The organism is Peribacillus sp. B-H-3 (assembly GCF_048572925.1).
GTDB lineage: Bacteria > Bacillota > Bacilli > Bacillales > DSM-1321 > Peribacillus.
In genome coordinates this window covers 805,938-828,939 of the sequence record NZ_CP183879.1, presented here as the reverse complement: position 1 = coordinate 828,939, position 23,002 = coordinate 805,938, and the positions used below count along the sequence as shown (strand labels likewise).

The 23,002-nt window shown below is 45.8% G+C and carries 15 protein-coding genes, 3 rRNA genes and 2 riboswitches; all 18 genes read right to left on the bottom strand.

Annotated elements, in window-relative coordinates:
- Window positions 1-64: 64 nt before the first annotated feature.
- Window positions 65-1,090, bottom strand: a complete 1,026-nt coding sequence (gene purM, locus ACN6MY_RS04075; RefSeq protein ID WP_419882850.1) for a phosphoribosylformylglycinamidine cyclo-ligase — start codon at window positions 1,088-1,090, stop codon at window positions 65-67.
- A gap of 101 nt (window positions 1,091-1,191) precedes the next feature.
- Entirely contained in the window at window positions 1,192-2,607 is a 1,416-nt protein-coding gene (gene purF, locus ACN6MY_RS04070) for an amidophosphoribosyltransferase (RefSeq protein ID WP_419882849.1), read from the bottom strand.
- On the bottom strand, window positions 2,592-4,814 hold the full coding sequence (gene purL / locus ACN6MY_RS04065; protein WP_419882848.1) for a phosphoribosylformylglycinamidine synthase subunit PurL: 2,223 nt from the start codon (window positions 4,812-4,814) through the stop codon (window positions 2,592-2,594). The genes purF and purL overlap by 16 nt, the downstream gene beginning before the upstream one ends.
- Window positions 4,798-5,484, bottom strand: coding sequence for a phosphoribosylformylglycinamidine synthase subunit PurQ (gene purQ, locus ACN6MY_RS04060; RefSeq protein WP_419882847.1), 687 nt, complete (start codon window positions 5,482-5,484; stop codon window positions 4,798-4,800). The genes purL and purQ overlap by 17 nt, the downstream gene beginning before the upstream one ends.
- A complete protein-coding gene (gene purS / locus ACN6MY_RS04055; protein ID WP_419882846.1) occupies window positions 5,481-5,735 on the bottom strand; it encodes a phosphoribosylformylglycinamidine synthase subunit PurS in 255 nt (84 codons plus the stop codon). The genes purQ and purS overlap by 4 nt, the downstream gene beginning before the upstream one ends.
- On the bottom strand, window positions 5,728-6,447 hold the full coding sequence (gene purC / locus ACN6MY_RS04050) for a phosphoribosylaminoimidazolesuccinocarboxamide synthase (RefSeq protein ID WP_419882845.1): 720 nt from the start codon (window positions 6,445-6,447) through the stop codon (window positions 5,728-5,730). Before purC ends, purS begins: the two co-directional genes overlap by 8 nt.
- Before the next feature lie 91 nt (window positions 6,448-6,538).
- Window positions 6,539-7,831, bottom strand: coding sequence for an adenylosuccinate lyase (purB, locus tag ACN6MY_RS04045; RefSeq protein WP_419882844.1), 1,293 nt, complete (start codon window positions 7,829-7,831; stop codon window positions 6,539-6,541).
- Entirely contained in the window at window positions 7,828-8,988 is a 1,161-nt protein-coding gene (purK, locus tag ACN6MY_RS04040) for a 5-(carboxyamino)imidazole ribonucleotide synthase (RefSeq protein ID WP_419882843.1), read from the bottom strand. The genes purB and purK overlap by 4 nt, the downstream gene beginning before the upstream one ends.
- Window positions 8,972-9,460 carry a 5-(carboxyamino)imidazole ribonucleotide mutase gene (gene purE / locus ACN6MY_RS04035; RefSeq protein ID WP_090991036.1) on the bottom strand — a complete coding sequence of 163 codons (489 nt, stop codon included), beginning with the start codon at window positions 9,458-9,460 and terminating at the stop codon, window positions 8,972-8,974. The genes purK and purE overlap by 17 nt, the downstream gene beginning before the upstream one ends.
- Before the next feature lie 135 nt (window positions 9,461-9,595).
- Window positions 9,596-9,698, bottom strand: a riboswitch (purine riboswitch).
- A gap of 78 nt (window positions 9,699-9,776) precedes the next feature.
- Window positions 9,777-9,959, bottom strand: coding sequence for an NETI motif-containing protein (locus ACN6MY_RS04030; RefSeq protein ID WP_419884067.1), 183 nt, complete (start codon window positions 9,957-9,959; stop codon window positions 9,777-9,779).
- A 10-nt stretch (window positions 9,960-9,969) separates the two neighbouring features.
- Entirely contained in the window at window positions 9,970-10,515 is a 546-nt protein-coding gene (locus tag ACN6MY_RS04025; protein ID WP_419884066.1) for a DUF2179 domain-containing protein, read from the bottom strand.
- Between the two features lie 800 nt (window positions 10,516-11,315).
- Window positions 11,316-11,432: ribosomal RNA gene (gene rrf / locus ACN6MY_RS04020) — 5S ribosomal RNA — on the bottom strand.
- 61 nt (window positions 11,433-11,493) lie between these two features.
- A 23S ribosomal RNA gene (locus ACN6MY_RS04015) occupies window positions 11,494-14,425 on the bottom strand.
- 139 nt (window positions 14,426-14,564) lie between these two features.
- Window positions 14,565-16,115: ribosomal RNA gene (locus ACN6MY_RS04010) — 16S ribosomal RNA — on the bottom strand.
- The 16S, 23S and 5S rRNA genes sit together here, the layout of an rRNA operon.
- A 333-nt stretch (window positions 16,116-16,448) precedes the next feature.
- Window positions 16,449-18,518 (bottom strand): glucose-specific PTS transporter subunit IIBC, encoded by a 2,070-nt coding sequence (ptsG, locus tag ACN6MY_RS04005; RefSeq protein WP_419882842.1) that lies wholly within the window; start codon window positions 18,516-18,518, stop codon window positions 16,449-16,451.
- A gap of 193 nt (window positions 18,519-18,711) precedes the next feature.
- Window positions 18,712-19,554, bottom strand: a complete 843-nt coding sequence (glcT, locus tag ACN6MY_RS04000; RefSeq protein WP_419882841.1) for a glucose PTS transporter transcription antiterminator GlcT — start codon at window positions 19,552-19,554, stop codon at window positions 18,712-18,714.
- Between the two features lie 172 nt (window positions 19,555-19,726).
- Complete coding sequence (locus ACN6MY_RS03995) at window positions 19,727-21,061, bottom strand: NCS2 family permease (protein ID WP_090991291.1); 1,335 nt, start codon at window positions 21,059-21,061, stop codon at window positions 19,727-19,729.
- Window positions 21,062-21,159: 98 nt separating this feature from the next.
- Window positions 21,160-21,261, bottom strand: a riboswitch (purine riboswitch).
- A gap of 141 nt (window positions 21,262-21,402) precedes the next feature.
- Window positions 21,403-22,959 carry a hypothetical protein gene (locus ACN6MY_RS03990; RefSeq protein ID WP_419882840.1) on the bottom strand — a complete coding sequence of 519 codons (1,557 nt, stop codon included), beginning with the start codon at window positions 22,957-22,959 and terminating at the stop codon, window positions 21,403-21,405.
- Window positions 22,960-23,002: the final 43 nt, after the last annotated feature.

The following is a 23,002-nucleotide window of genomic DNA, read 5'->3' as shown; positions in this document are numbered from 1 at the left end:
CCACATCCTAAAGCATCATTTAAAGCACGCCAGGGTGACGGTAATATCCATCTATCAGCACTTACTATTTAAACGAAACTCCCTTATCGCCTGTCACTTTTCCGATCACATATGCTTTTTCTCCGCATTCCTCAAAATGGCTGATAAAATCTGCTGCATCGTTTTCACTCACAGCGAGTACCATTCCGATACCCATGTTAAATATATTAAACATTTCAGCTTGGTTCAGATTTCCCCTTTTTTCAAGAAAGCTGAAAATAGGAGGAATAGCCCATGAATCCTTTTGTATTTCCGCTCCAAGGTTTTCAGGCATCATCCGGGGAATGTTTTCAATAAATCCGCCGCCAGTGATATGAGCCATCCCTTTGATCATAAATTTTTTCATAGCGGATAATAGAGGTTTAACGTAAATTTTCGTTGGAGTCAGCAATTCCTCTCCAAGGGTTGCGCCGAGTTCTTCGAAGTAGCTGTATAAATCAAGCTTTTCATCTTCAAGCAGAATCTTGCGGACAAGCGAATAGCCGTTGCTGTGGATGCCGCTTGAAGCAAGGCCGATCAGCACATCTCCCGCTTTCATGCTGTTCCCGTTTATAAGTCCGGACTTCTCGCAGGCGCCTACCGTAAAGCCTGCCAAATCATATTCGTCATCATGATACATTCCGGGCATCTCAGCCGTTTCTCCGCCGATTAATGCACAGCCAGCATCCCGGCAGCCCTCTGCCACGCCTTCAACAATGCTTTCAATTACTTCTGGCTTCGCTTTTCCGCACGCAATATAATCCATGAAATAAAGGGGTTCTGCACCCTGTACAACAATGTCATTCACACACATTGCCACACAGTCGATACCAATTGAATCATGCTTATCAAGCATAAATGCCAGCTTAAGCTTCGTACCGACACCGTCCGTTCCTGAAACAAGAACCGGCTCCTTTAAGCCTAGAGCCGATAGGTCAAACATTCCGCCAAAACCGCCCAAGCCGTTCAGAACCTCAGGGCGCAGCGTTCGCTGAACGTGCTTTTTCATGCGGTCCACAGCCTCGTAGCCCGCTTCAATATCCACTCCTGCATCTTTGTACGCATTGGCCATTTATATTTCAGTCCTCTCTTTTGAAAGCTCCGCCAGTCTCCGGAGAAAGATGGCAGAACCCTTGCGCTGCTTGCCTCAAACAAATTTAATCAAACGTTTGATTAACATTTTTGGCTAAGCTGAAGCTTGGTTTCTTCGAATATTTCAGTCGGATATTTACCCGTGAAGCAAGCCATGCACTGACCATGAAGCTCTCCCTCAAAAGGCCTTCCGATTCCAGCGACCGTTCTTTCCACGCTTAAGAACGTAAGCGTGTCCGCACCGATAATTTTGCGGATTTCTTCAACTGAATTGTCGGAGGCGATCAATTCCTCCGTTGTGGATGTATCGATTCCGTAATAGCATGGATTTTTTATCGGCGGCGAGCTGATCAAAACATGAACTTCCTTTGCTCCCGCTTCCTTCAAAAGAGATACAATTCTTTTGCTAGTCGTCCCGCGCACAATGGAATCATCCACCATAACCACCCGTTTGCCCTCAACTACTCCCCGGACGGCAGAAAGCTTCATCTTCACACCCTGTTCACGAAGTGACTGTGAAGGCTGGATGAAGGTCCTTCCGACATAACGGTTTTTAATCAAGCCAAGCTCATAAGGAATACCTGTTGCTTCGGCATACCCAATAGCTACTGATATGCTTGAGTCCGGTACACCTGTTACTACATCTGCTTCTATAAAGGCTTCTAAAGCCAGCTGCTTGCCTAAATTTTTTCTCGCTGTATGAACATTGATTCCATCAATATTGCTGTCCGGACGCGAAAAGTAAATATATTCCATCGTACACATCGAGCGCTGTGTGGAAAGCGAGAAACGTTCTGCGGTAATGCCGGAATCATCAATCACAAGAAGCTCTCCAGGCTGGATGTCTCTGATAAACTCCGCTCCGACGATATCAAGGGCACATGTTTCTGAAGCCACCACATACGCGTCTCCAAGCTTTCCTAATGAAAGCGGGCGCAGTCCATGCGGGTCAAGTGCGACAAGCATCTGATTTTCATCCATAATAAGGAACGCGTAGGCGCCTTTTAGCATGGAAAGGGCATTTTTCACTCGACTCTTGAAATCCGAGAAGCCGCCCTTTTTTATTAAGTGTGCAAGAACCTCGGTGTCAGAAGTAGTCTGGAAGATGCTTCCCTGTGCTTCAAGCTGCGCTTTAAGCTGAACGGCATTAACCAGATTTCCGTTATGGGCCAGTGCCATTCCTCCGCTCTGGGAGTTAAACAGCAGGGGCTGGACATTTTCATATCCGCCGCCGCCAGATGTTGCATATCTCACATGGCCGATTGCCGCTTTGCCAGAAAGACTTTGCATCTTATCCGCTGTAAACACCTCAGTAACGAGTCCCTCTCCCTTAAGGCCGCTGAGACGCCCGCCATCTGTCAAGACGATCCCTGCACCTTCCTGGCCGCGGTGCTGCAGGCTGTGAAGGCCGTAATACGTAATCTGCGCTGCATCCTCGTGTCCCCAGACCCCGAACAATCCGCACTCTTCATTTAATCCTTTTAATTCAGCAAGCATGGTATCGCTCCTCTCCAGGCTGAAAATAGTTCTTCTGTATCCCCGTCAACAATCATATTGTTTTCACTGTCCATAATCCTGAGGAAACCTGAAGCATTCACTTCACCGATTTGAATTGCATCTTTTATGCCTGCTTCAAATGTATCTTTATTTTCCGGTTTTACGGAAATGAGGAAACGGGATTGTGTTTCGCTGAATAATTCACAAACAGTATTTCCTTTTAGCACTACACTTGCCCCAAGACCATGCCCTCCAAAAAGTGATTCAGCAAGCGCCACTGCCAATCCTCCTTCTGCAAGGTCATGTGCAGAAGCAACAAGTCCATTTCGAATGGCATTCAGCAGCTGGCTTTGCCGCTGTTTCTCAAGATCCAAATCCAGTGCGGGTGCTGTTCCGAAAATTTTCCCATGAATCATTTTTTGAAGCTCGCTGCCGCCGAATTCGTTTTCTGCTTGCCCGATTACATAAATGAGGTCTCCGTCATTTTTAAAGTTTTGAGTAGTGATATGAGAAAGGTCCTTTACCAGGCCAACCATGCCGATAACCGGAGTCGGGTAAATCGCCATGCCATTTGTTTCGTTATATAAAGATACATTTCCGCCAATAACCGGTGTGCCCAGTGTGCGGCATGCCTCGCTCATTCCATCTGCTGCTTTTTCAATCTGCCAGAAAATCTCCGGCTTCTCAGGATTTCCGAAGTTAAGGCAGTCCGTGATCGCCAAGGGTTCTGCACCGGAACAGACGATGTTCCGCGCAGCTTCAGAAACCGCGATCCTTCCGCCGGTTTCAGGATCTAAATAGAGATACCTGGAATTGCAGTCGGTTGTCATTGCCAGCGCCTTATTGGTATCCCTGATGCGGACAACCGCTGCATCAGAACCCGGGGGAACAACCGTGGAGGTCCTGACCATATAATCGTATTGATCAAACACCCATTCCTTACTGGCAATGGTTGGCTGCTTAAGCAGTCCTTTAAGGGTTTCTTTATAATCATGCACCTGCGGGACAGGCATATCCATTTCCTGAAACTCACGGAAATACCCTGGTTCGCGGGAGGGTTTATGATAAACCGGCGCTTCCTCCGCCAGAGCATCAGCAGGCACATTTGCCGCAATTGAGCCATTATGGTAAAGCCTTAGCATTTTATCATCCGTTACTTTCCCGACCGCAACAGCTTCCAAATCGTACTTTTGGAACAGCTCAATGATTTCCTGCTCGCGCCCTTTTTTCACGACGATCAGCATTCTTTCCTGTGACTCTGAAAGCATCATTTCATAAGCGGTCATCCCTGCTTCGCGCTGCGGCACAAGATCTAGATTCATCTCGATTCCCGACCCTGCTTTACTGGCCATTTCAGCTGATGAGCTTGCAAGTCCTGCAGCGCCCATATCCTGGATTCCAACCAGTGCATCTGATCCAATCAGTTCAAGGCATGCTTCAAGCAAAAGTTTTTCCATGAATGGATCCCCAACCTGCACAGCAGGGCGCTTCTCCTCAGAAGCATCTGTAAGCTCTTCAGAGGCAAATGTCGCTCCATGAATGCCATCACGGCCTGTTTTGGCTCCTACATACATAACCGTATTTCCCGTGCCGCGGGCCTGCCCTTTTTGGATTTCATCATGATTGATCAATCCGACGCACATCGCATTCACCAGGGGATTTCCCGCATAGCACGGATCAAACTGGATCTCTCCTCCAACCGTCGGAATGCCGATGCAGTTTCCGTATCCTGCAATGCCTGCCACGACCTCTTTGAATAGATACTTCACACGGGGATTATCAAGTTCTCCGAAACGAAGCGAGTTTAATAGAGCGATAGGGCGTGCTCCCATTGAAAATACGTCTCGGATGATCCCGCCAACCCCTGTTGCCGCTCCCTGGTAGGGTTCGATTGCAGAAGGATGGTTATGGCTCTCAATCTTAAAGACAACTGCCTGATTATCGCCAATATCCACAATCCCGGCTCCTTCACCTGGTCCCTGGAGCACTTTTTCGCCTGTTACCGGGAATTTTTTCAGCACAGGCTTGGAGTTCTTATACGAGCAGTGCTCAGACCACATCACTGAAAACAGTCCTGTTTCCGTATAGTTTGGTGTGCGCCCGAGGATTTTTTCAACCATCACAAATTCTTCATCACTAAGTCCCATTTCTGCATAAATCCGTTTATCCTTGATCATTTCCGGACTTGGCTCAAGCATTAACTGCATGTGATTCCCTCCAGTTTCTCACGATTGACTGAAATACCTTTATTCCATCGGCGCTTCCAAGCAAGCTGTCCACAGCACGCTCTGGATGCGGCATCATTCCGAGTACATTTCCTCTTTCATTCACAATCCCGGCAATATCCTGAAGACTCCCATTTGGGTTTTCCCCGTGGTACGTGAACACAATTTGATTATTCTCTGTCAGTGACTGTAGAGTTTCTTCATCACAATAATAATTACCTTCACCATGTGCGATGGGAATTGTGATAACTTCGCCCTCTGAATAACCTGTTGTGAATAATGTTCCGGCGTTTGTAATCTTCAGGCTGGCAGGGCGGCAGATAAATTTCAGATCACTATTCCTTAACATGGCTCCAGGCAAAAGGCCAGCTTCCAGGAGAATTTGAAATCCATTGCAGACCCCAAGAACCGGCTTTCCTGCTTCCGCTGCTTTTATGACTTCGATCATGACTCTTGAAAAGCGCGCAATGGCTCCTGAACGCAGATAATCTCCATATGAAAAGCCCCCTGGCAAAAGAACGGCGTCGTATTCGTCTAGGCTGTCAGCAGTATGCCACACATATTCCGCTTCTTCTCCAAGCTCATCCTTGATGGCATGCAGCATGTCTATATCACAATTGGAACCCGGAAAAACTATGACGGCGAATTTCACTGTGATACGACCTCCTTGATTTCGAAGCGATAATCTTCAATGACAGTATTCGCCAGGAGCCTTTCACACATATCCCTTACAAGCTGGTCCACATCATTCCCGTTTTTCTCAATCATAAGCTCCATATATTTCCCGATGCGCACATCTTTCACATCTTCATATGTTAAGCTGTGCAGTGAATGCATGACTGCTGTTCCCTGGGGATCCAGTACACTTTCCCTTAATGTGATATAGACTTTAACTTTATACATGCTGACGTCCTCCAAGCTTTGCTAAAATTTTTTCATATGCATCTGTGAGGCTTCCAAGGTCTCTGCGGAATACATCTTTATCGAGCTTTTCGTTTGTTTCAGAATCCCATAAACGGCATGTATCTGGAGATATTTCATCAGCCAGCAGGATTTCATTGTCCCCTGTCTTGCCAAATTCAAGTTTGAAATCAATCAGATTCACACCCAGTTCTTTAAAAAAGCTTGATAAAAAGGTATTCACCTTGAGTGCTTGTTCCTTTAACTGCAGCAATTCTCCCTTAGAAGCGAGATCAAGCTCCCAAATGTGGTCTTCGGTTAATAGCGGATCGCCCAGCTCGTCATCCTTATAATAAAATTCCACCAATGTTTTCTTTAACGGTGTGCCCTCTAAAAGCCCAAGGCGTTTAGACAAAGTTCCTGCTGCTGTATTCCGGACCACAACTTCAAGCGGGATGATGGTAACCTTTTTTACCAGCTGTTCGCTGTCCAATGTTTTTTTTATAAAATGAGACGGAATACCGGCTTCATGAAGCTTTGAAAATATCAGGCTGGTAATCTCATTATTGAGCCTGCCCTTGCCTTCTATTTCTTCTTTCTTGACACCATTAAAGGCTGTAGCAGAATTCTTATACGAAACCCATAGTATATTTTCATCGTCTGTTCCATAAATCTTCTTGGCTTTCCCTTCGTACAGCAATTCGCGCTTTTCCATTTTGAGGCCCCCATTTGCGGAATATTGGCAATTTTATTTTTAAAGCGATTGTTAAGGAAGTCCCCGCCGCCAGACGGCAGCAGGGGAACTATCATAATCCCAGACGGTCAAAGATCACATCTGCATATTTCAGGTGGTAATGGTAATCAAAGCAGTCATCGAGCTCTTCCTTCGTTAACAGGCTGGTGATTTTATCATCCTGTTCAAGCAATGAGCGGAAAGGGACCTGCTCTTCCCAGGCAGCCATGGCATGCGGCTGGACCGTATCATACGCTTCTTCGCGAACAAGGCCTTTGTCAATCAGCGCAAGCAGCACACGCTGTGAATAGATCAAGCCAAGTGTTCGGTCCATATTCCGCTTCATATTCTCCGGGAATACGGTCAGGTTTTTCACAATATTTCCAAACCTGTTCAGCATATAATTTAAAGCGATCGTTGCGTCAGGCAAAATGATCCGTTCTGCTGAAGAATGTGAAATATCACGTTCATGCCAAAGGGCAACATTTTCATACGCCGCCATCATATAACCGCGAATGACGCGTGCCATACCTGTCATATTTTCCGAACCGATCGGATTGCGCTTATGAGGCATAGCAGAAGAACCTTTTTGGCCTTTTGCAAAGAATTCCTCGACCTCTCTTGTTTCACTCTTCTGAAGGCCGCGTATTTCAGTTGCAAACTTCTCGATTGAGGTAGCGATCAAAGCAATTGTGCTGAGATAGTGCGCATGGCGGTCCCGCTGCAGGGTTTGCGTTGAAATCGGCGCAGCCTTAAGGCCAAGCTTTTCGCATACATATTGCTCAACAAACGGGTCAATATTGGCGTATGTTCCAACAGCTCCGGAAATTTTGCCGAACTCGATATTCTTCCTGGCTTCCTTGAAACGATTTACATTCCGCTTCATTTCTTCGTACCAAAGAGCAAGCTTAAGGCCAAAGGTAGTAGGCTCGGCATGAACTCCGTGAGTACGCCCCATCATCACGGTATGCTTATGTTCACGGGCTTTGTTTTTCAAAATTTCCACAAAACGGTCCAGGTCTTTCTCAAGAATTTCATTTGCTTGTTTCAGGACATAAGAAAGGGCTGTGTCGACAACATCCGTAGAGGTAAGTCCATAATGCACCCATTTGCGCTCATCTCCCAATGTTTCTGAAACTGCTCTTGTAAAAGCAACCACATCATGGCGTGTTTCTTCTTCAATTTCCTGTATCCTTTTTGCATCAAAAGAAGCATTCTTGCGAAGAAGCTTGACATCTTCCTTTGGTATCACTCCAAGCTCTGACCATGCCTCACATGCCAGAATCTCCACTTCAAGCCATGCTTTAAAGCGGTTATCCTCTGTCCAAATCGCACCCATTTCCGGGCGTGTATAACGTTCAATCATAATTGGTCCTCCGTTTCGCTTTCTCTTAGCCAAATGCCGCTTTCACGTATCTCGGAAAGAGCTGCATCGACAGACTCCCGCAGCAGGGTAACATGCCCCATTTTCCGGTTGTACTTGGCTTCTTTTTTTCCATAAAGATGAATGTTCCAATCCTTCAGGCCAGGAATCGCCTTCATAATCGGATTGATATGCTGTCCAAGTATGTTCACCATCACGGCCGGCTTCATTAATTCAGTACTTCCAAGAGGCCAGTTGCATATCGCACGTATATGCTGCTCAAACTGTGAAGTTTCGCACGCCTCTATCGTATAATGCCCAGAATTATGGGGCCGCGGCGCAAGCTCATTGATGAGAATGCTGTCGTCTTCTGTCAGAAACATCTCTACGGCAAGCGAACCGACAAGCCCGGCAGATTCGGCCAGTTTTCCGGCCATCTCCAGCGCTTTTTTCTCCGCTTCAGCGCTAATGCGCGCCGGTACAATGGTTTGATGCAAAATGTTTTCCACATGAAGGTTTTCCGCGACAGGGAAATAACTCATTTCGCCATTTTCTTTCCTTGCCACAATCACAGAAATCTCTTTTTTATATGGTACCCATGCCTCCAGCACACAAGCTCCATGCTTCAGCAAAGGGGCAGCCATTGCGATTTCTTCCTGTTTCCGGATGACAAGCTGCCCTTTTCCGTCATAGCCGCCACGTGATGTTTTAAGCACGCTTGGATAGCCCAACTCGTCTATCTTATCATAAACATCTTGAAGCTCTTTAATTTCGAAATATGGTGCAAGCATGGCCCCTGCCTCACGTATCGCTTTCTTTTCCGTGATGCGGTCCTGTGTCATTTTTAACAGCTTGGAGCCTTGAGGAAGATATGCATGCCCCTTCAGCCAATCCAGCGCTTCTGAGCTGATATTTTCAAATTCATAGGTAATCACGTCACTCGCTTCAGCAAGCTGTTCAAGTGCCAGCATGTCATCATATGCCCCAATGATTTCAACATCCGCCACCTGTGCTAATGGTCCATTTTCTGCTGGATCGATAACAGCAATGTTAAGGCCGGCTGACTTTGCATACAGTGCCATCATCCTGCCTAATTGCCCTCCGCCGATAATGCCTATCGTCTGCCCCGGCAAGATCACTTTCTCATTTAAGCTGTTCATTACTCAAAAGCACCTTATCTCTGATTTCATCACGCATGGACTGAAGCCTTTGTGCCAGTTCCTTATCCTCGATGGCAAGCATCTGTGAGGCAAGCAGCCCTGCATTTGTGGCACCTGCTTTTCCTATGGCAACGGACGCGACCGGAATCCCGCCAGGCATCTGGACAATCGACAGCAATGAATCAATGCCCTTCAGTGCTTTAGACTGCACAGGGACGCCGATTACAGGCAATGTGGTTTTGGAAGCAACCATGCCCGGAAGGTGGGCAGCTCCCCCGGCACCCGCTATAATCACTTTAATATCCCTGTCCCTCGCGCTTTCTGCATATTCGAACATAACATCCGGTGTCCTATGGGCTGATACAACCCTTTTTTCATACGGCACCTCTAGCTGATCTAATGCCTCGCACGCATATTTCATTGTTTCCCAATCCGAAATGCTTCCCATAATAACGCCAACAGATGGTTTCATATATTCTCCTCCAGCTTGCCGGTTTTCTTTTATCGCAAATAAAAAAACCGGACAGACCTTCCTCATAAAGAGAAAGCAGTCTGTCCGGAACGCAGTCTGTCCAACATTAAGAAACAAGACATATTACATCCTGGAAGTTCATCTACTTTCTCTCATAGTCCAATAATTTACGGTTATTGGGTAGAAACTTTTGGGCCATATCCCCAAGTATTATATGAGAGATTTCATTTTCACTATCACCATAGTAACGCTGACCATGTTTCACTGTCAAGCAATAATCGAATATTATCTTAATATAAATTAAAATCGTTCGTGTTTAGTCGACTAACTTTGCTTCAAATACGATTTTCCTCTTTACAGGCTCATATTTTAACAGTCCGTCGATCTTTTTTTCTTCAAAAATCGGCTTTTCTGTCCGCTTCACCGGCATATAGCCTTCCTCTTTCATCCTATACAGGCAATCATCAATGCTCTCGCCTTCCTGCACTTCAAAAATCATTTTACTTTTTTTACTCACCAAACAGCTTCCCTTTCTTCACGGATTTCACCCAAAAGCCACCGTGTATCGTTTTAGGTTCATAAGTAATAATAAATGCTTTGGGATCAATCTGCTTAATAACAGTATACACCTTCAGCTCATGTTTTCTTGGTGTTAAAATCTGAAGAGCCATCCGGTTTCCCTCAAGCCCCTGAGCCTCCCAGTTCGTTACCCCGAAGCCCTTATCACGGAGCAGCTTAGGCAGGTTTTTATCCTGTTCCGTTGAAATGACATTTACAGTAATATAACCCAATGCCAGCTTTTCTTCAATCTTCATCCCTGCAAGCACACCGATTCCATAGCCCGCAGCATAAGCAATCAAATTCTGAATCTGATCCAGGTTATCCAGCACAAGCCTCAGGCCTATTACATATATAATGACCTCAATCATGCTGATGAATGCGGCCAAATACTTCTGGCCCTTCAAGGTAAGAATCATCCGAATCGTATTAAAAGAAACATAAACAATATTAATGGCTAGTATGATGCCAATCATGATAATGCCGTTCTCAAGCATATCCGTCACTCCGATGCAATATGTAGTAGATTGTGCTGTGTCTTCATGTATTATATACCCCATTGCAGTCAAAACACATGAAAAACAGAGAGGTAAATCCTTACATCTGGATTATTATGGGTGAGTTTAATACTGATTCATAGTTTTCTTGCCTAAAAGGATGCCTAAAACGTTAAATGCTTATTAATTGCGGTCGTTTAATTTCCAAAAATATGGATAATCGAGCCAAATCGGCTGTCATTCGAGCGAAATTCTCTCTGATTAGAGCGAAATCACCTTCCATTCGAGCCAAATAGCAGTTTATTAGAGCGAATTAGGCTAAAAGGCTAACCGGTACACATACTGGTGGAAAGTCTTTAAAGAATTTAGTTATGATGAATCTCATTTTTTACACAAAAAAAATACCGGCACATCGAATCTGCTGGCCTTTCGTTTATTTGGCGGTTCCTATTCTCACTGGACTGCTCAAGACGTGCTTACTTCTGCGCTGCTACAGGACGTGGCGGGTTTTTAGCAGAAGCTCCATGCAGTCCAACTGCTATCGGTGCGCGAGCTAAACTGCCGTGTTCGAACTACCGAATGGAGGTAAACTGCGCATTTCTTCGTCAGCTTCAGTCATTCCGCTCCTCGTTTATAACCTACACTCCGGTGCTCACTTCTTCGCTTCCTCGGCCTCCTTGGTTCTTAGCATTCAGGTTTTAGCTTATTGGACTCTTGGACTCTTGGACTCTTTTGAGCTCTTAAGAAATATCCATTTCTGCACACAAAAAAGACCAGCATCTCTGCTGGCCTCTCGTTTTGCTTGGCGGCGTCCTACTCTCACAGGGGGAGAACCCCCAACTACCATCGGCGCTGAAGAGCTTAACTGCCGTGTTCGGAATGGGAACGGGTGTGACCTCTTCGCTATCGCCACCAAACTATGAGGAACGTTGTTCCTTCAAAACTAGATAATAGAAGAAGTACATATCAGGCGTCATTTTGGTTAAGTCCTCGATCGATTAGTATCTGTCAGCTGCACGTGTCACCACGCTTCCACCTCAGACCTATCAACCTGATCATCTTTCAGGGATCTTACTAGCTTGCGCTATGGGAAATCTCATCTTGAGGGGGGCTTCATGCTTAGATGCTTTCAGCACTTATCCCGTCCGCACGTAGCTACCCAGCTATGCCTTTGGCAAGACAACTGGTACACCAGCGGTGCGTCCATCCCGGTCCTCTCGTACTAAGGACAGCTCCTCTCAAATTTCCTGCGCCCACGACGGATAGGGACCGAACTGTCTCACGACGTTCTGAACCCAGCTCGCGTACCGCTTTAATGGGCGAACAGCCCAACCCTTGGGACCGACTACAGCCCCAGGATGCGATGAGCCGACATCGAGGTGCCAAACCTCCCCGTCGATGTGGACTCTTGGGGGAGATAAGCCTGTTATCCCCGGGGTAGCTTTTATCCGTTGAGCGATGGCCCTTCCATGCGGAACCACCGGATCACTAAGCCCGACTTTCGTCCCTGCTCGACTTGTAGGTCTCGCAGTCAAGCTCCCTTGTGCCTTTACACTCTGCGAATGATTTCCAACCATTCTGAGGGAACCTTTGGGCGCCTCCGTTACTCTTTAGGAGGCGACCGCCCCAGTCAAACTGCCCACCTGACACTGTCTCCCGCCCCGATCAGGGGCGCGGGTTAGAATTTCAATACAGCCAGGGTAGTATCCCACCGACGCCTCCACCGAAGCTGGCGCTCCGGCTTCTCAGGCTCCTACCTATCCTGTACAAGCTGTACCAAAATTCAATATCAGGCTGCAGTAAAGCTCCACGGGGTCTTTCCGTCCTGTCGCGGGTAACCTGCATCTTCACAGGTACTATAATTTCACCGAGTCTCTCGTTGAGACAGTGCCCAGATCGTTACACCTTTCGTGCGGGTCGGAACTTACCCGACAAGGAATTTCGCTACCTTAGGACCGTTATAGTTACGGCCGCCGTTTACTGGGGCTTCGGTTCAAAGCTTCGCTTGCGCTAACCTCTCCCCTTAACCTTCCAGCACCGGGCAGGTGTCAGCCCCTATACTTCGCCTTGCGGCTTCGCAGAGACCTGTGTTTTTGCTAAACAGTCGCCTGGGCCTATTCACTGCGGCTTTTCCGGGCTATTCACCCTAAAAAGCACCCCTTCTCCCGAAGTTACGGGGTCATTTTGCCGAGTTCCTTAACGAGAGTTCTCTCGAACACCTTAGGATTCTCTCCTCGCCTACCTGTGTCGGTTTGCGGTACAGGCACCTTTCATCTCACTAGAGGCTTTTCTTGGCAGTGTGGAATCAGGAACTTCGGTACTATATTTCCCTCGCCATCACAGCTCCGCCTTCATGGAAACGGGATTTGCCTCGTTTCCGGCCTAACTGCTTGGACGCGCATATCCAACAGCGCGCTTACCCTATCCTCCTGCGTCCCCCCATCGTTCAAACGATGAATAGGTGGTACAGGAATATCAACCTGTTGTCCATCGCCTACGCCTTTCGGCCTCAGCTTAGGTCCTGACTAACCCTGAGCGGACGAGCCTTCCTCAGGAAACCTTAGGCATTCGGTGGAAGGGATTCTCACCCTTCTTTCGCTACTCATACCGGCATTCTCACTTCTAAGCGCTCCACCAGTCCTTCCGGTCTAGCTTCAACGCCCTTAGAACGCTCTCCTACCACTGACACCAGAGGTGTCAATCCACAGCTTCGGTGATACGTTTAGCCCCGGTACATTTTCGGCGCGGAGTCACTCGACCAGTGAGCTATTACGCACTCTTTAAATGGTGGCTGCTTCTAAGCCAACATCCTGGTTGTCTAAGCAACTCCACATCCTTTTCCACTTAACGTATACTTTGGGACCTTAGCTGGTGGTCTGGGCTGTTTCCCTTTTGACTACGGATCTTATCACTCGCAGTCTGACTCCCATAAATAAGTCTTTGGCATTCGGAGTTTGACTGAATTCGGTAACCCGATGAGGGCCCCTAGTCCAATCAGTGCTCTACCTCCAAGACTCTCATTATGAGGCTAGCCCTAAAGCTATTTCGGAGAGAACCAGCTATCTCCAGGTTCGATTGGAATTTCTCCGCTACCCACACCTCATCCCCGCACTTTTCAACGTGCGTGGGTTCGGGCCTCCATTCAGTGTTACCTGAACTTCACCCTGGACATGGGTAGATCACCTGGTTTCGGGTCTACGACCTCATACTCATTCGCCCTATTCAGACTCGCTTTCGCTGCGGCTCCGTCTTCTCAACTTAACCTTGCATGAAATCGTAACTCGCCGGTTCATTCTACAAAAGGCACGCCATTACCCATTAACGGGCTCTGACTACTTGTAGGCACACGGTTTCAGGATCTATTTCACTCCCCTTCCGGGGTGCTTTTCACCTTTCCCTCACGGTACTGGTTCACTATCGGTCACTAGGGAGTATTTAGCCTTGGGAGATGGTCCTCCCTGCTTCCGACGGGATTTCTCGTGTCCCGCCGTACTCAGGATCCACTCAGGAGGGAACGAAGTTTCAACTACAGGGTTATTACCTTCTCTGACGGGCTTTTCCAAGCCTCTTCATTTACCCCGTTCCTTTGTAACTCCATGTTGAGTGTCCTACAACCCCAAGAGGCAAGCCTCTTGGTTTGGGCTAATTCCGTTTCGCTCGCCGCTACTCAGGAAATCGCGTTTGCTTTCTCTTCCTCCGGGTACTTAGATGTTTCAGTTCCCCGGGTCTGCCTTCAGTACCCTATGTATTCAGGTAAAGATACTGTTCCATTACGAACAGTGGGTTTCCCCATTCGGAAATCTCCGGATCAAAGCTTACTTACAGCTCCCCGAAGCATATCGGTGTTAGTCCCGTCCTTCATCGGCTCCTAGTGCCAAGGCATCCACCGTGCGCCCTTTCTAACTTAACCATAAAACATGGTATGTTTTTGAAAAGATTGACGCAAAAATTTGCCTTCTATCTATTATCTAGTTTTCAAAGAACAACATTCTGAAAGAATTGCTTCTTTCAAAACTGAACAAAACGTAAGCGAACGTTATTTTCCTTAGAAAGGAGGTGATCCAGCCGCACCTTCCGATACGGCTACCTTGTTACGACTTCACCCCAATCATCTGTCCCACCTTAGGCGGCTGGCTCCATAAAGGTTACCCCACCGACTTCGGGTGTTACAAACTCTCGTGGTGTGACGGGCGGTGTGTACAAGGCCCGGGAACGTATTCACCGCGGCATGCTGATCCGCGATTACTAGCGATTCCGGCTTCATGCAGGCGAGTTGCAGCCTGCAATCCGAACTGAGAATGGCTTTATGGGATTTGCTCGGCCTCGCGGCTTTGCTGCCCTTTGTACCATCCATTGTAGCACGTGTGTAGCCCAGGTCATAAGGGGCATGATGATTTGACGTCATCCCCACCTTCCTCCGGTTTGTCACCGGCAGTCACCTTAGAGTGCCCAACTGAATGCTGGCAACTAAGATCAAGGGTTGCGCTCGTTGCGGGACTTAACCCAACATCTCACGACACGAGCTGACGACAACCATGCACCACCTGTCACTCTGTCCCCCGAAGGGGAACGCCCTATCTCTAGGGTTGTCAGAGGATGTCAAGACCTGGTAAGGTTCTTCGCGTTGCTTCGAATTAAACCACATGCTCCACCGCTTGTGCGGGCCCCCGTCAATTCCTTTGAGTTTCAGCCTTGCGGCCGTACTCCCCAGGCGGAGTGCTTAATGCGTTAGCTGCAGCACTAAAGGGCGGAAACCCTCTAACACTTAGCACTCATCGTTTACGGCGTGGACTACCAGGGTATCTAATCCTGTTCGCTCCCCACGCTTTCGCGCCTCAGTGTCAGTTACAGACCAGAAAGTCGCCTTCGCCACTGGTGTTCCTCCAAATCTCTACGCATTTCACCGCTACACTTGGAATTCCACTTTCCTCTTCTGCACTCAAGTCCCCCAGTTTCCAATGACCCTCCACGGTTGAGCCGTGGGCTTTCACATCAGACTTAAGGAACCACCTGCGCGCGCTTTACGCCCAATAATTCCGGACAACGCTTGCCACCTACGTATTACCGCGGCTGCTGGCACGTAGTTAGCCGTGGCTTTCTGGTTAGGTACCGTCAAGGTGCCAGCAGTTACTCTGGCACTTGTTCTTCCCTAACAACAGAGCTTTACGACCCGAAGGCCTTCTTCGCTCACGCGGCGTTGCTCCGTCAGACTTTCGTCCATTGCGGAAGATTCCCTACTGCTGCCTCCCGTAGGAGTCTGGGCCGTGTCTCAGTCCCAGTGTGGCCGATCACCCTCTCAGGTCGGCTACGCATCGTGGCCTTGGTGAGCCATTACCTCACCAACTAGCTAATGCGCCGCGGGCCCATCTGTAAGTGACAGCCGAAACCGTCTTTCCATCTTTCCTCATGCGAGGAAAGAACGTATCCGGTATTAGCTCCGGTTTCCCGAAGTTATCCCAGTCTTACAGGCAGGTTGCCCACGTATTACTCACCCGTCCGCCGCTAACTTCAGGGAGCAAGCTCCCATCCATTCGCTCGACTTGCATGTATTAGGCACGCCGCCAGCGTTCGTCCTGAGCCAGGATCAAACTCTCCGAAGAAATGTTTGACTTGCTCATTTGCTTTTAGAGTGTGTGCTCACTATTTTAAAACGTTGGCGCTTAGTTTTGTTCAGTTTTCAAAGAGCAATCTGTCGTTTATCTCGTAAGCGACTTTTACATCTTACCACCGGATTCATTACGGTGTCAACACTTTCATAAAAAAATATTTTATGTTTGTGAGGTATGTTTTACATATTATCACCCCAGATTCTTCAAGTCAATGTTATTTATGTAATTAAATCATGTAAAATAGTTACATTTTTCAGCATAAAACTCCAAACCACAAAGAAAAAAGCCGGGCCCCTATAATAGGACCCGACTTCCTTGCATCATTTATTTTATAGAAATAATATTTTTTTCTTCTCTATCTACTTGACCTGTTTTTTCAATCTTCACCGCCTGGCCTTCTTTCAGGTTTGTAAAGACAATAGGTGTAATGATAGAAGGTGCATTGTTTTTCACGTACTCAAGATCAACCTCTAGCAGCGGTTGTCCTTTTTTGACTTTATCTCCCTGGGAAACAAGGCCATTGAATCCTTTTCCTTCTAATTTAACTGTATCGATACCAACGTGAATCAGCACTTCGCGTCCTCCATCAGATACAATTCCAAGAGCATGCTTGGTAGGGAATAGGTTGACAATTGTTCCATCAACCGGTGAAACGATTGTGCCTTCAGAAGGAAGAATTGCAAATCCGTCACCCATCATTTTTTCAGCGAATACCGGATCTGGAACTTCAGAAATCGGTTTGATTTCGCCTTTAATTGGAGAAACGAAAACTTCATCCTCTCCGTCTGTTTGAAGAGCGCCTGGAACTACATCTTCAATTTGGTGTTCCACTTCTTTTTCAGGAACCGTTTCAACCGGACGCGGAGTTTTTCCGTCCATAATATCTTTCATTTGACCTTTGATGGTCTCAGAGCGAGGTCCGAAGATTGCCTGGATGTTGTTGCCGACTTCCAGGACACCAGCTGCCCCTAACTTTTTCAATCTATTTTTGTCTACTTCTTTCACGTCGTTAACTGAAACACGAAGACGTGTTATACACGCATCCAAGTGAGCGATATTTTCTTTTCCGCCCATTGCCTGAAGGATGTCTCCAGGAAGGGTACCTGCGTTTTTGCCTGCAGGCGCTGATTCATCTTCATCTTCTTCAGTCGCATCTTCGCGTCCTGGAGTTTTAAGATTGAACTTGCGGATCGCGAAACGGAAACCGAAGTAGTAGATAAGAGCAAATACTAAACCAACCGGGATAACAAGCCACGCGTTTGTCTGCGGGTTAAGAAGACCAAATAATACATAGTCAATTAATCCCCCGGAGAATGTCATACCGATTTTTACATTAAGCAGGTGCATAGTCATAAATGAAAGACCTGCAAATACTGCGTGAATTCCGAATAGAACCGGAGCTACGAATAAGAATGAAAATTCAAGCGGTTCTGTGATACCAGTAAGGAAAGAAGTCAGTGCCGCAGAGGCCATAAGACCGCCGACAATTTTCTTTCTTTCAGGGCGTGCTTCATGATAGATCGCAAGCGCCGCTGCCGGCAATCCGAACATCATGAATGGGAATTTACCTGCCATGAATGTTCCGGCAGTAAGGTTTTGTACACCATCTTTAATTTCGTTCATGAAGATGGCTTGATCACCTTTAACGACTTCTCCGGCATGGTTTGTATAGCTTCCAAATTCAAACCAGAAAGGCGCATAGAAAATATGATGAAGGCCGAATGGTATTAATGATCTTTCAATTAAACCGAAAATGAATGCTGATAATGTAAGGTTTGCACCAAGCATGTTTTGTGAAAATGAATTTAAGCCATGCTGTACAGGAGGCCAAATCACGATCATGATTAATCCTAGTACTACCGCACTGGCAGCTGTAGCGATTGGAACAAAACGTTTTCCTGCAAAGAAGCCTAAGTAAGACGGCAATTCGATGCGGAAGAATTTATTGTACATAAATGCTGCAATAATACCGACGATAATACCGCCGAATACACCTGTGGATAAAGTTGGAATTCCGAGTACACTTGCATACTCCTGGCTTCCTTTGATGTCGCCGGGCTCAATTCCAAGAACTGTACCCATTGTTACGTTCATGATAAGGAAACCGATGATTGCTGCTAATCCCGCAACTCCGTCCCCTCCCGCCAAGCCGATCGCTACCCCCACAGCGAACAGCAAGGAAAGGTTACTGAAAATAATATTTCCCGCATTCTCCATGACTGATGCAACCATTTCAACACCATGGCTATGCAAGAAAGGAGCAATATCCAACAAAGTAGGATTTTGCAGTGCATTACCAAACGCCAGAAGAATACCGGCTGCAGGCAAGATTGCAACTGGAAGCATTAGTGCTTTACCAACTTTTTGCAGAACTCCGAATAATTTCTTAAACAAAACGCAAACCCCCTATTAAATTTTTTAATCAACTAATAAAACGGTTACATTAAAATAAAATAAACAAAAAAGCATAAGCAAAGAAAGCATCGATGTATGGCTCTGGGTTTTAATATGCCCAAACGCCTGACATTCAATCGCAATCTTTACTTATGCCTGATCGAATCAGTAACACGTAAAGTTATCGGTTCGTTTATTTAATTTTCTTTTGTAAACGTTGTAGATGCATGGTTAAATATACCGCTTCGGCATCGAAGACTGGCTTTTTTAACTGTTGTTGCATGATTTTTATTAGCTTCCACGAGAGATTATAACACAGCGGGTATTCTTCTTTCAAGAGTAAAGTTATTTTTTCCGGCTCTTCTACTATCTCACCGCCAAGCACCCTGTCAATGGTAAATCTCAAATGGCGGACCAGCCTCATGTAATCCACGCTTTCTTTATTTATCAAAAACCCGAACTGATCCTCCACAACAGAAATCAGATGGGAAACCAGCTGGGAATACTGGTTAACTTCAGATAAATTTTTGTTGGTGATGGCACTGTGTATATGCAAGGTAATGAATCCGATTTCACCCTCAGGCAGCCCAACTCCTGTCTTCTCTTCGATTAAGTCTATAACTTCTTTGGCTATTTCAAATTCAAAAGGATAAAGGGTGATGGTTTCGACTAGAAAAGGATTTTTAATTTCCATGCCATTTTTTACACGGGTCAAGGCGAAAAGCAGATGATCCGTCAAGCCGACATGAATATGTTCGTTTAAATTGCCGCGCACTTTGCTGCTGATCAATTCGAGCACTTCAATAATGGCCGCCTGCAGATTTTCATTCATCTCCGGAAGCAGCTTTTTATAGTTTTCCTGCTCTTTTTCATTTCTCAATACGAACATTTTCTCCGCCGACTTCAGTTCGATTTCATCATTTTTCTTTCTATTGAAGCCTATACCCTTCCCTATCATCACAACTTCCCCATGATCCGGATGGGAAGCAATGACTACATTATTATTCAATACCTTATTAATTATAATTTCCGGCATGTTTGTTCCCTCATTTTGTCCCTTGTAGTATGAGTACATGTTAGACTATCTGCTTTCAGGAAAGCAACTATTAAAATTAGGCGCTCGCTCTAAAAGCTGTTTCTTCTTTTTTTGCCAAAAAAAAGAACCCTGCCCGGCAGGATTCCTTTTTTCAATGTGATCAATTTAATTATTATACCAAAAAAATGAAGTAAAGGATAAATATACAGAATAACAAAAACATTATAGGATGAACTTCTTTGATTCTTCCCTTCACAAGCATGGTGATTGGGTAGAAGACAAATCCTACAGCAATTCCTGTTGCGATGCTGTATGTCATCGGCATTGCAATCACGGTGAAAAATGCTGGAACGGCAACTTCAAATTTTTCCCAGTCAATTTTCTTGAGTGATGCTACCATCAGGACACCCACAATTATTAACGCCGGTGCAGTAACGGCCGATGTAACCACTGAAAGCAGCGGGAAAAAGAAGATGGATAAAACGAATAGCAATCCTGTAATGATTGAAGCAAACCCCGTACGCGCTCCAGCAGCAACACCAGCTGTAGACTCCACATAAGATGTCGTTGTACTTGTGCCAAGTATTGAACCGATTACGATTGAAAGAGAATCTGCAAAAAGTCCTTTTCCTACTCTCGGAAGCACATTCCCTTTCATGAGTCCTGCCTGCTGGGCAACAGCTACGAGTGTACCTGCTGTATCAAAGAAAGCAACAAACAAGAAAGTTAGGATAACAACCAGGATCTGAACGGTAAATAACTTATGTGTAGGATCCCCAAATGCCTGGAAGGCTGCTCCAAATGTCGGCTTAAGGCTTGGCACCGCTCCAACTACCTGATGCGGAAGTTCAATTAAGCCGAAAATCATCCCAACAATTGCGGTGATGACCATTCCAATAAATATACCGCTGTGTATGCCTCTAGCCAGCAGAATAACCGTTAAAATAATCCCAAATACCGCTAAAAGGGTCTGCGGGTTTGTTAAATCGCCTAATCCTACAAGTACTGAATCGTTATTAACTATGATTTTTGCATTTTGAAACCCTACAAATGTAATAAATAACCCTATCCCCGCTCCAACTGCAAATTTAAGTTCAGCCGGAATCGCATTTATGATTTTTTCCCGGATTCCCGACATCGTCAGGAGAACGAATATCACACCTGAGATGAAAACACCGGTTAAGGCAGTCTGCCAAGGAATTCCGTACGTCAAGACCACTGTGTAGGCAAAGAATGCATTCAATCCCATGCCCGGTGCCAGCGCTATCGGGTATCTGGCTATGAGGCCCATCAGCATGGTGCCGATTGCCGCAGCAAGGGCGGTTGCTACAAATACCGCTCCATAATCCATTCTTAAATCAGACGGGAAATCTTTTACACTGTTCAAGGAAAGTGTCAGCGGGTTAACGACCAGAATATATGCCATTGACAGGAAGGTCGTTAAGCCTCCAAGGATTTCACGGCGGTAGCTGGTTCCCAGCTCTTCAAACTGAAAATATTTTTTCATACCTAATCTCCTCTGATTGGCACGTCGCATAAAAAAGCCCCATTCTATAACCGAACGGGGCTTGACTGTAAATGGAAATAGAAAAGGGCATAGACTCCAGCCTTTTTCAATCACATCGTAGTCAAGCTGTTAACGGCAGCTCGGTAGAAACTTTTGGGCCATATCCCCAATATTATACGACGAACATATATTATTATGATTTCAACTTTATTTTAACAAAACTAATTTTTTTCGTCAACCTCTAAAACGAATATTAAACTGGATTCAGTTCCGATCATTCGTATTCAGGAATGAAGGCTTCCTTCCAAAAAATCGTTAAAATTACAGCCTTCCCTCCCGTTTCATTTTGCCTGAAACAGAACATATTTAAATATCCGCTCATGATCCTGCTGTTCTGCAACCACCCGGTAATTTTGGTGAATAAACGGGATTCTAAGCCTTTCAGCAGGAACACCAGGGAAAGTCCTCACCACTGCAAAGCGGACTTTCTTCTCTCTCAGATACCGGTTTTGCTCATTCATATTCTCAGGAAAGATATCATAGCTAATGTTCTGCCTTTCAAAGTACTTGATTGTAGGGATAATATTCGATTTTAGATAAAACCCTCCGTCCAAAAAACCATAATTCAGCAGCGTGGGATGAGAGGAGGAATTCATGATCTCCGCAAAATTTTCCTGCGGGCTGCGTTCCTTCACGTAAATTTTGGATCCGAGTATATTTTGATTCACAGAAAAGCAGAGGGCAATCGCGAGAGCTGTAAAAAAGACATATGTTAGAAACATGTAGTCTTTATTGAACGATTGAAATAAGGACACCCTCTTCAGCAGGTTTGCAATCGTAATCAGCCCTAATCCTGATAATGGCGTAATGATCAAAAAGTAATAATAATAATCTCTTCCTCCATAATAGACGCCAAACAGCAAAAACAACATGATACTGAAAAGCATCAGCTTGCCAGAAGGTTGTTTAAGATACTTTTTCGTGAACATAAAATCAATAAAACCCGCCAAAGTGAGCACCAGCGCTGCCGGGTTTCTGCCAAATGCCTTGCCGATATTTATGGCACAGTGAAGCAGTTTGCCTAAAAAGCCATATTCGGAAGGGTAGGACACCATATTAAAAATAAAATACACGGAAAATAACGAGTGCAGGGCATGATGCATACCAAAATAGCCAATCCACGGAACCGAGGCAATGACGAGTCCGGAAGCTGTATAAAAAACTGCCCGGATCAATTCTTTCCATCTCCCTTTATAGAGGCAGATGGCAGCAATCATCAGATAGAAACCAATCCATGCCCCAAGAAGTGTATATTTCGTCCACAGCACGGCCCCAATCGACAGTCCATTCACCAGGTAAAAGCCTGTTGAAAAAGTCTCTCGTTTTAACCTGAAATGCTTCAGCACAGAGTAGAGAAGCAATAATAAAAAGGGAATGCAGAATTCCTCAGCACTGTCACCGGATAAGAAGGCATTCTCGTTCAGGATGAGTGCCGGGAACAACACAGCAATGATGGCTGAGGTTCTTTTGCCCGAATACAAGGATGAAATTTTAAACATAAGCACCATGCTGAAAAACAAAAAGATGCACTCCAGCATATACACCCCAGTAAAGCTTGTATTTGAAATAAAGTACGCAATTTCGTGATAAAAATAAAGCAGCGGTCCTTTTTGCTCAAATAAATCTCTATATGGAACTAATCCATTGGCCATTCCTTTTCCCATTGTAAAAAAAGCATTCGAGTCCACCCAGGGATTAAAGGAAAACAGCGGAGAGGTTTTGGTGAAAAATAACATAATGCTACATGCATAAACAAAAAACAAGCTGCTCCGGATCGCAGGCACATATCCTTCCGCTCTTTGTTTATCAAGAATTTCATGCAGTTTTTGGATGAACATAAACTGTCTTCTCTCCTCTATTTTAACTTTTCCGTTCTGCCTT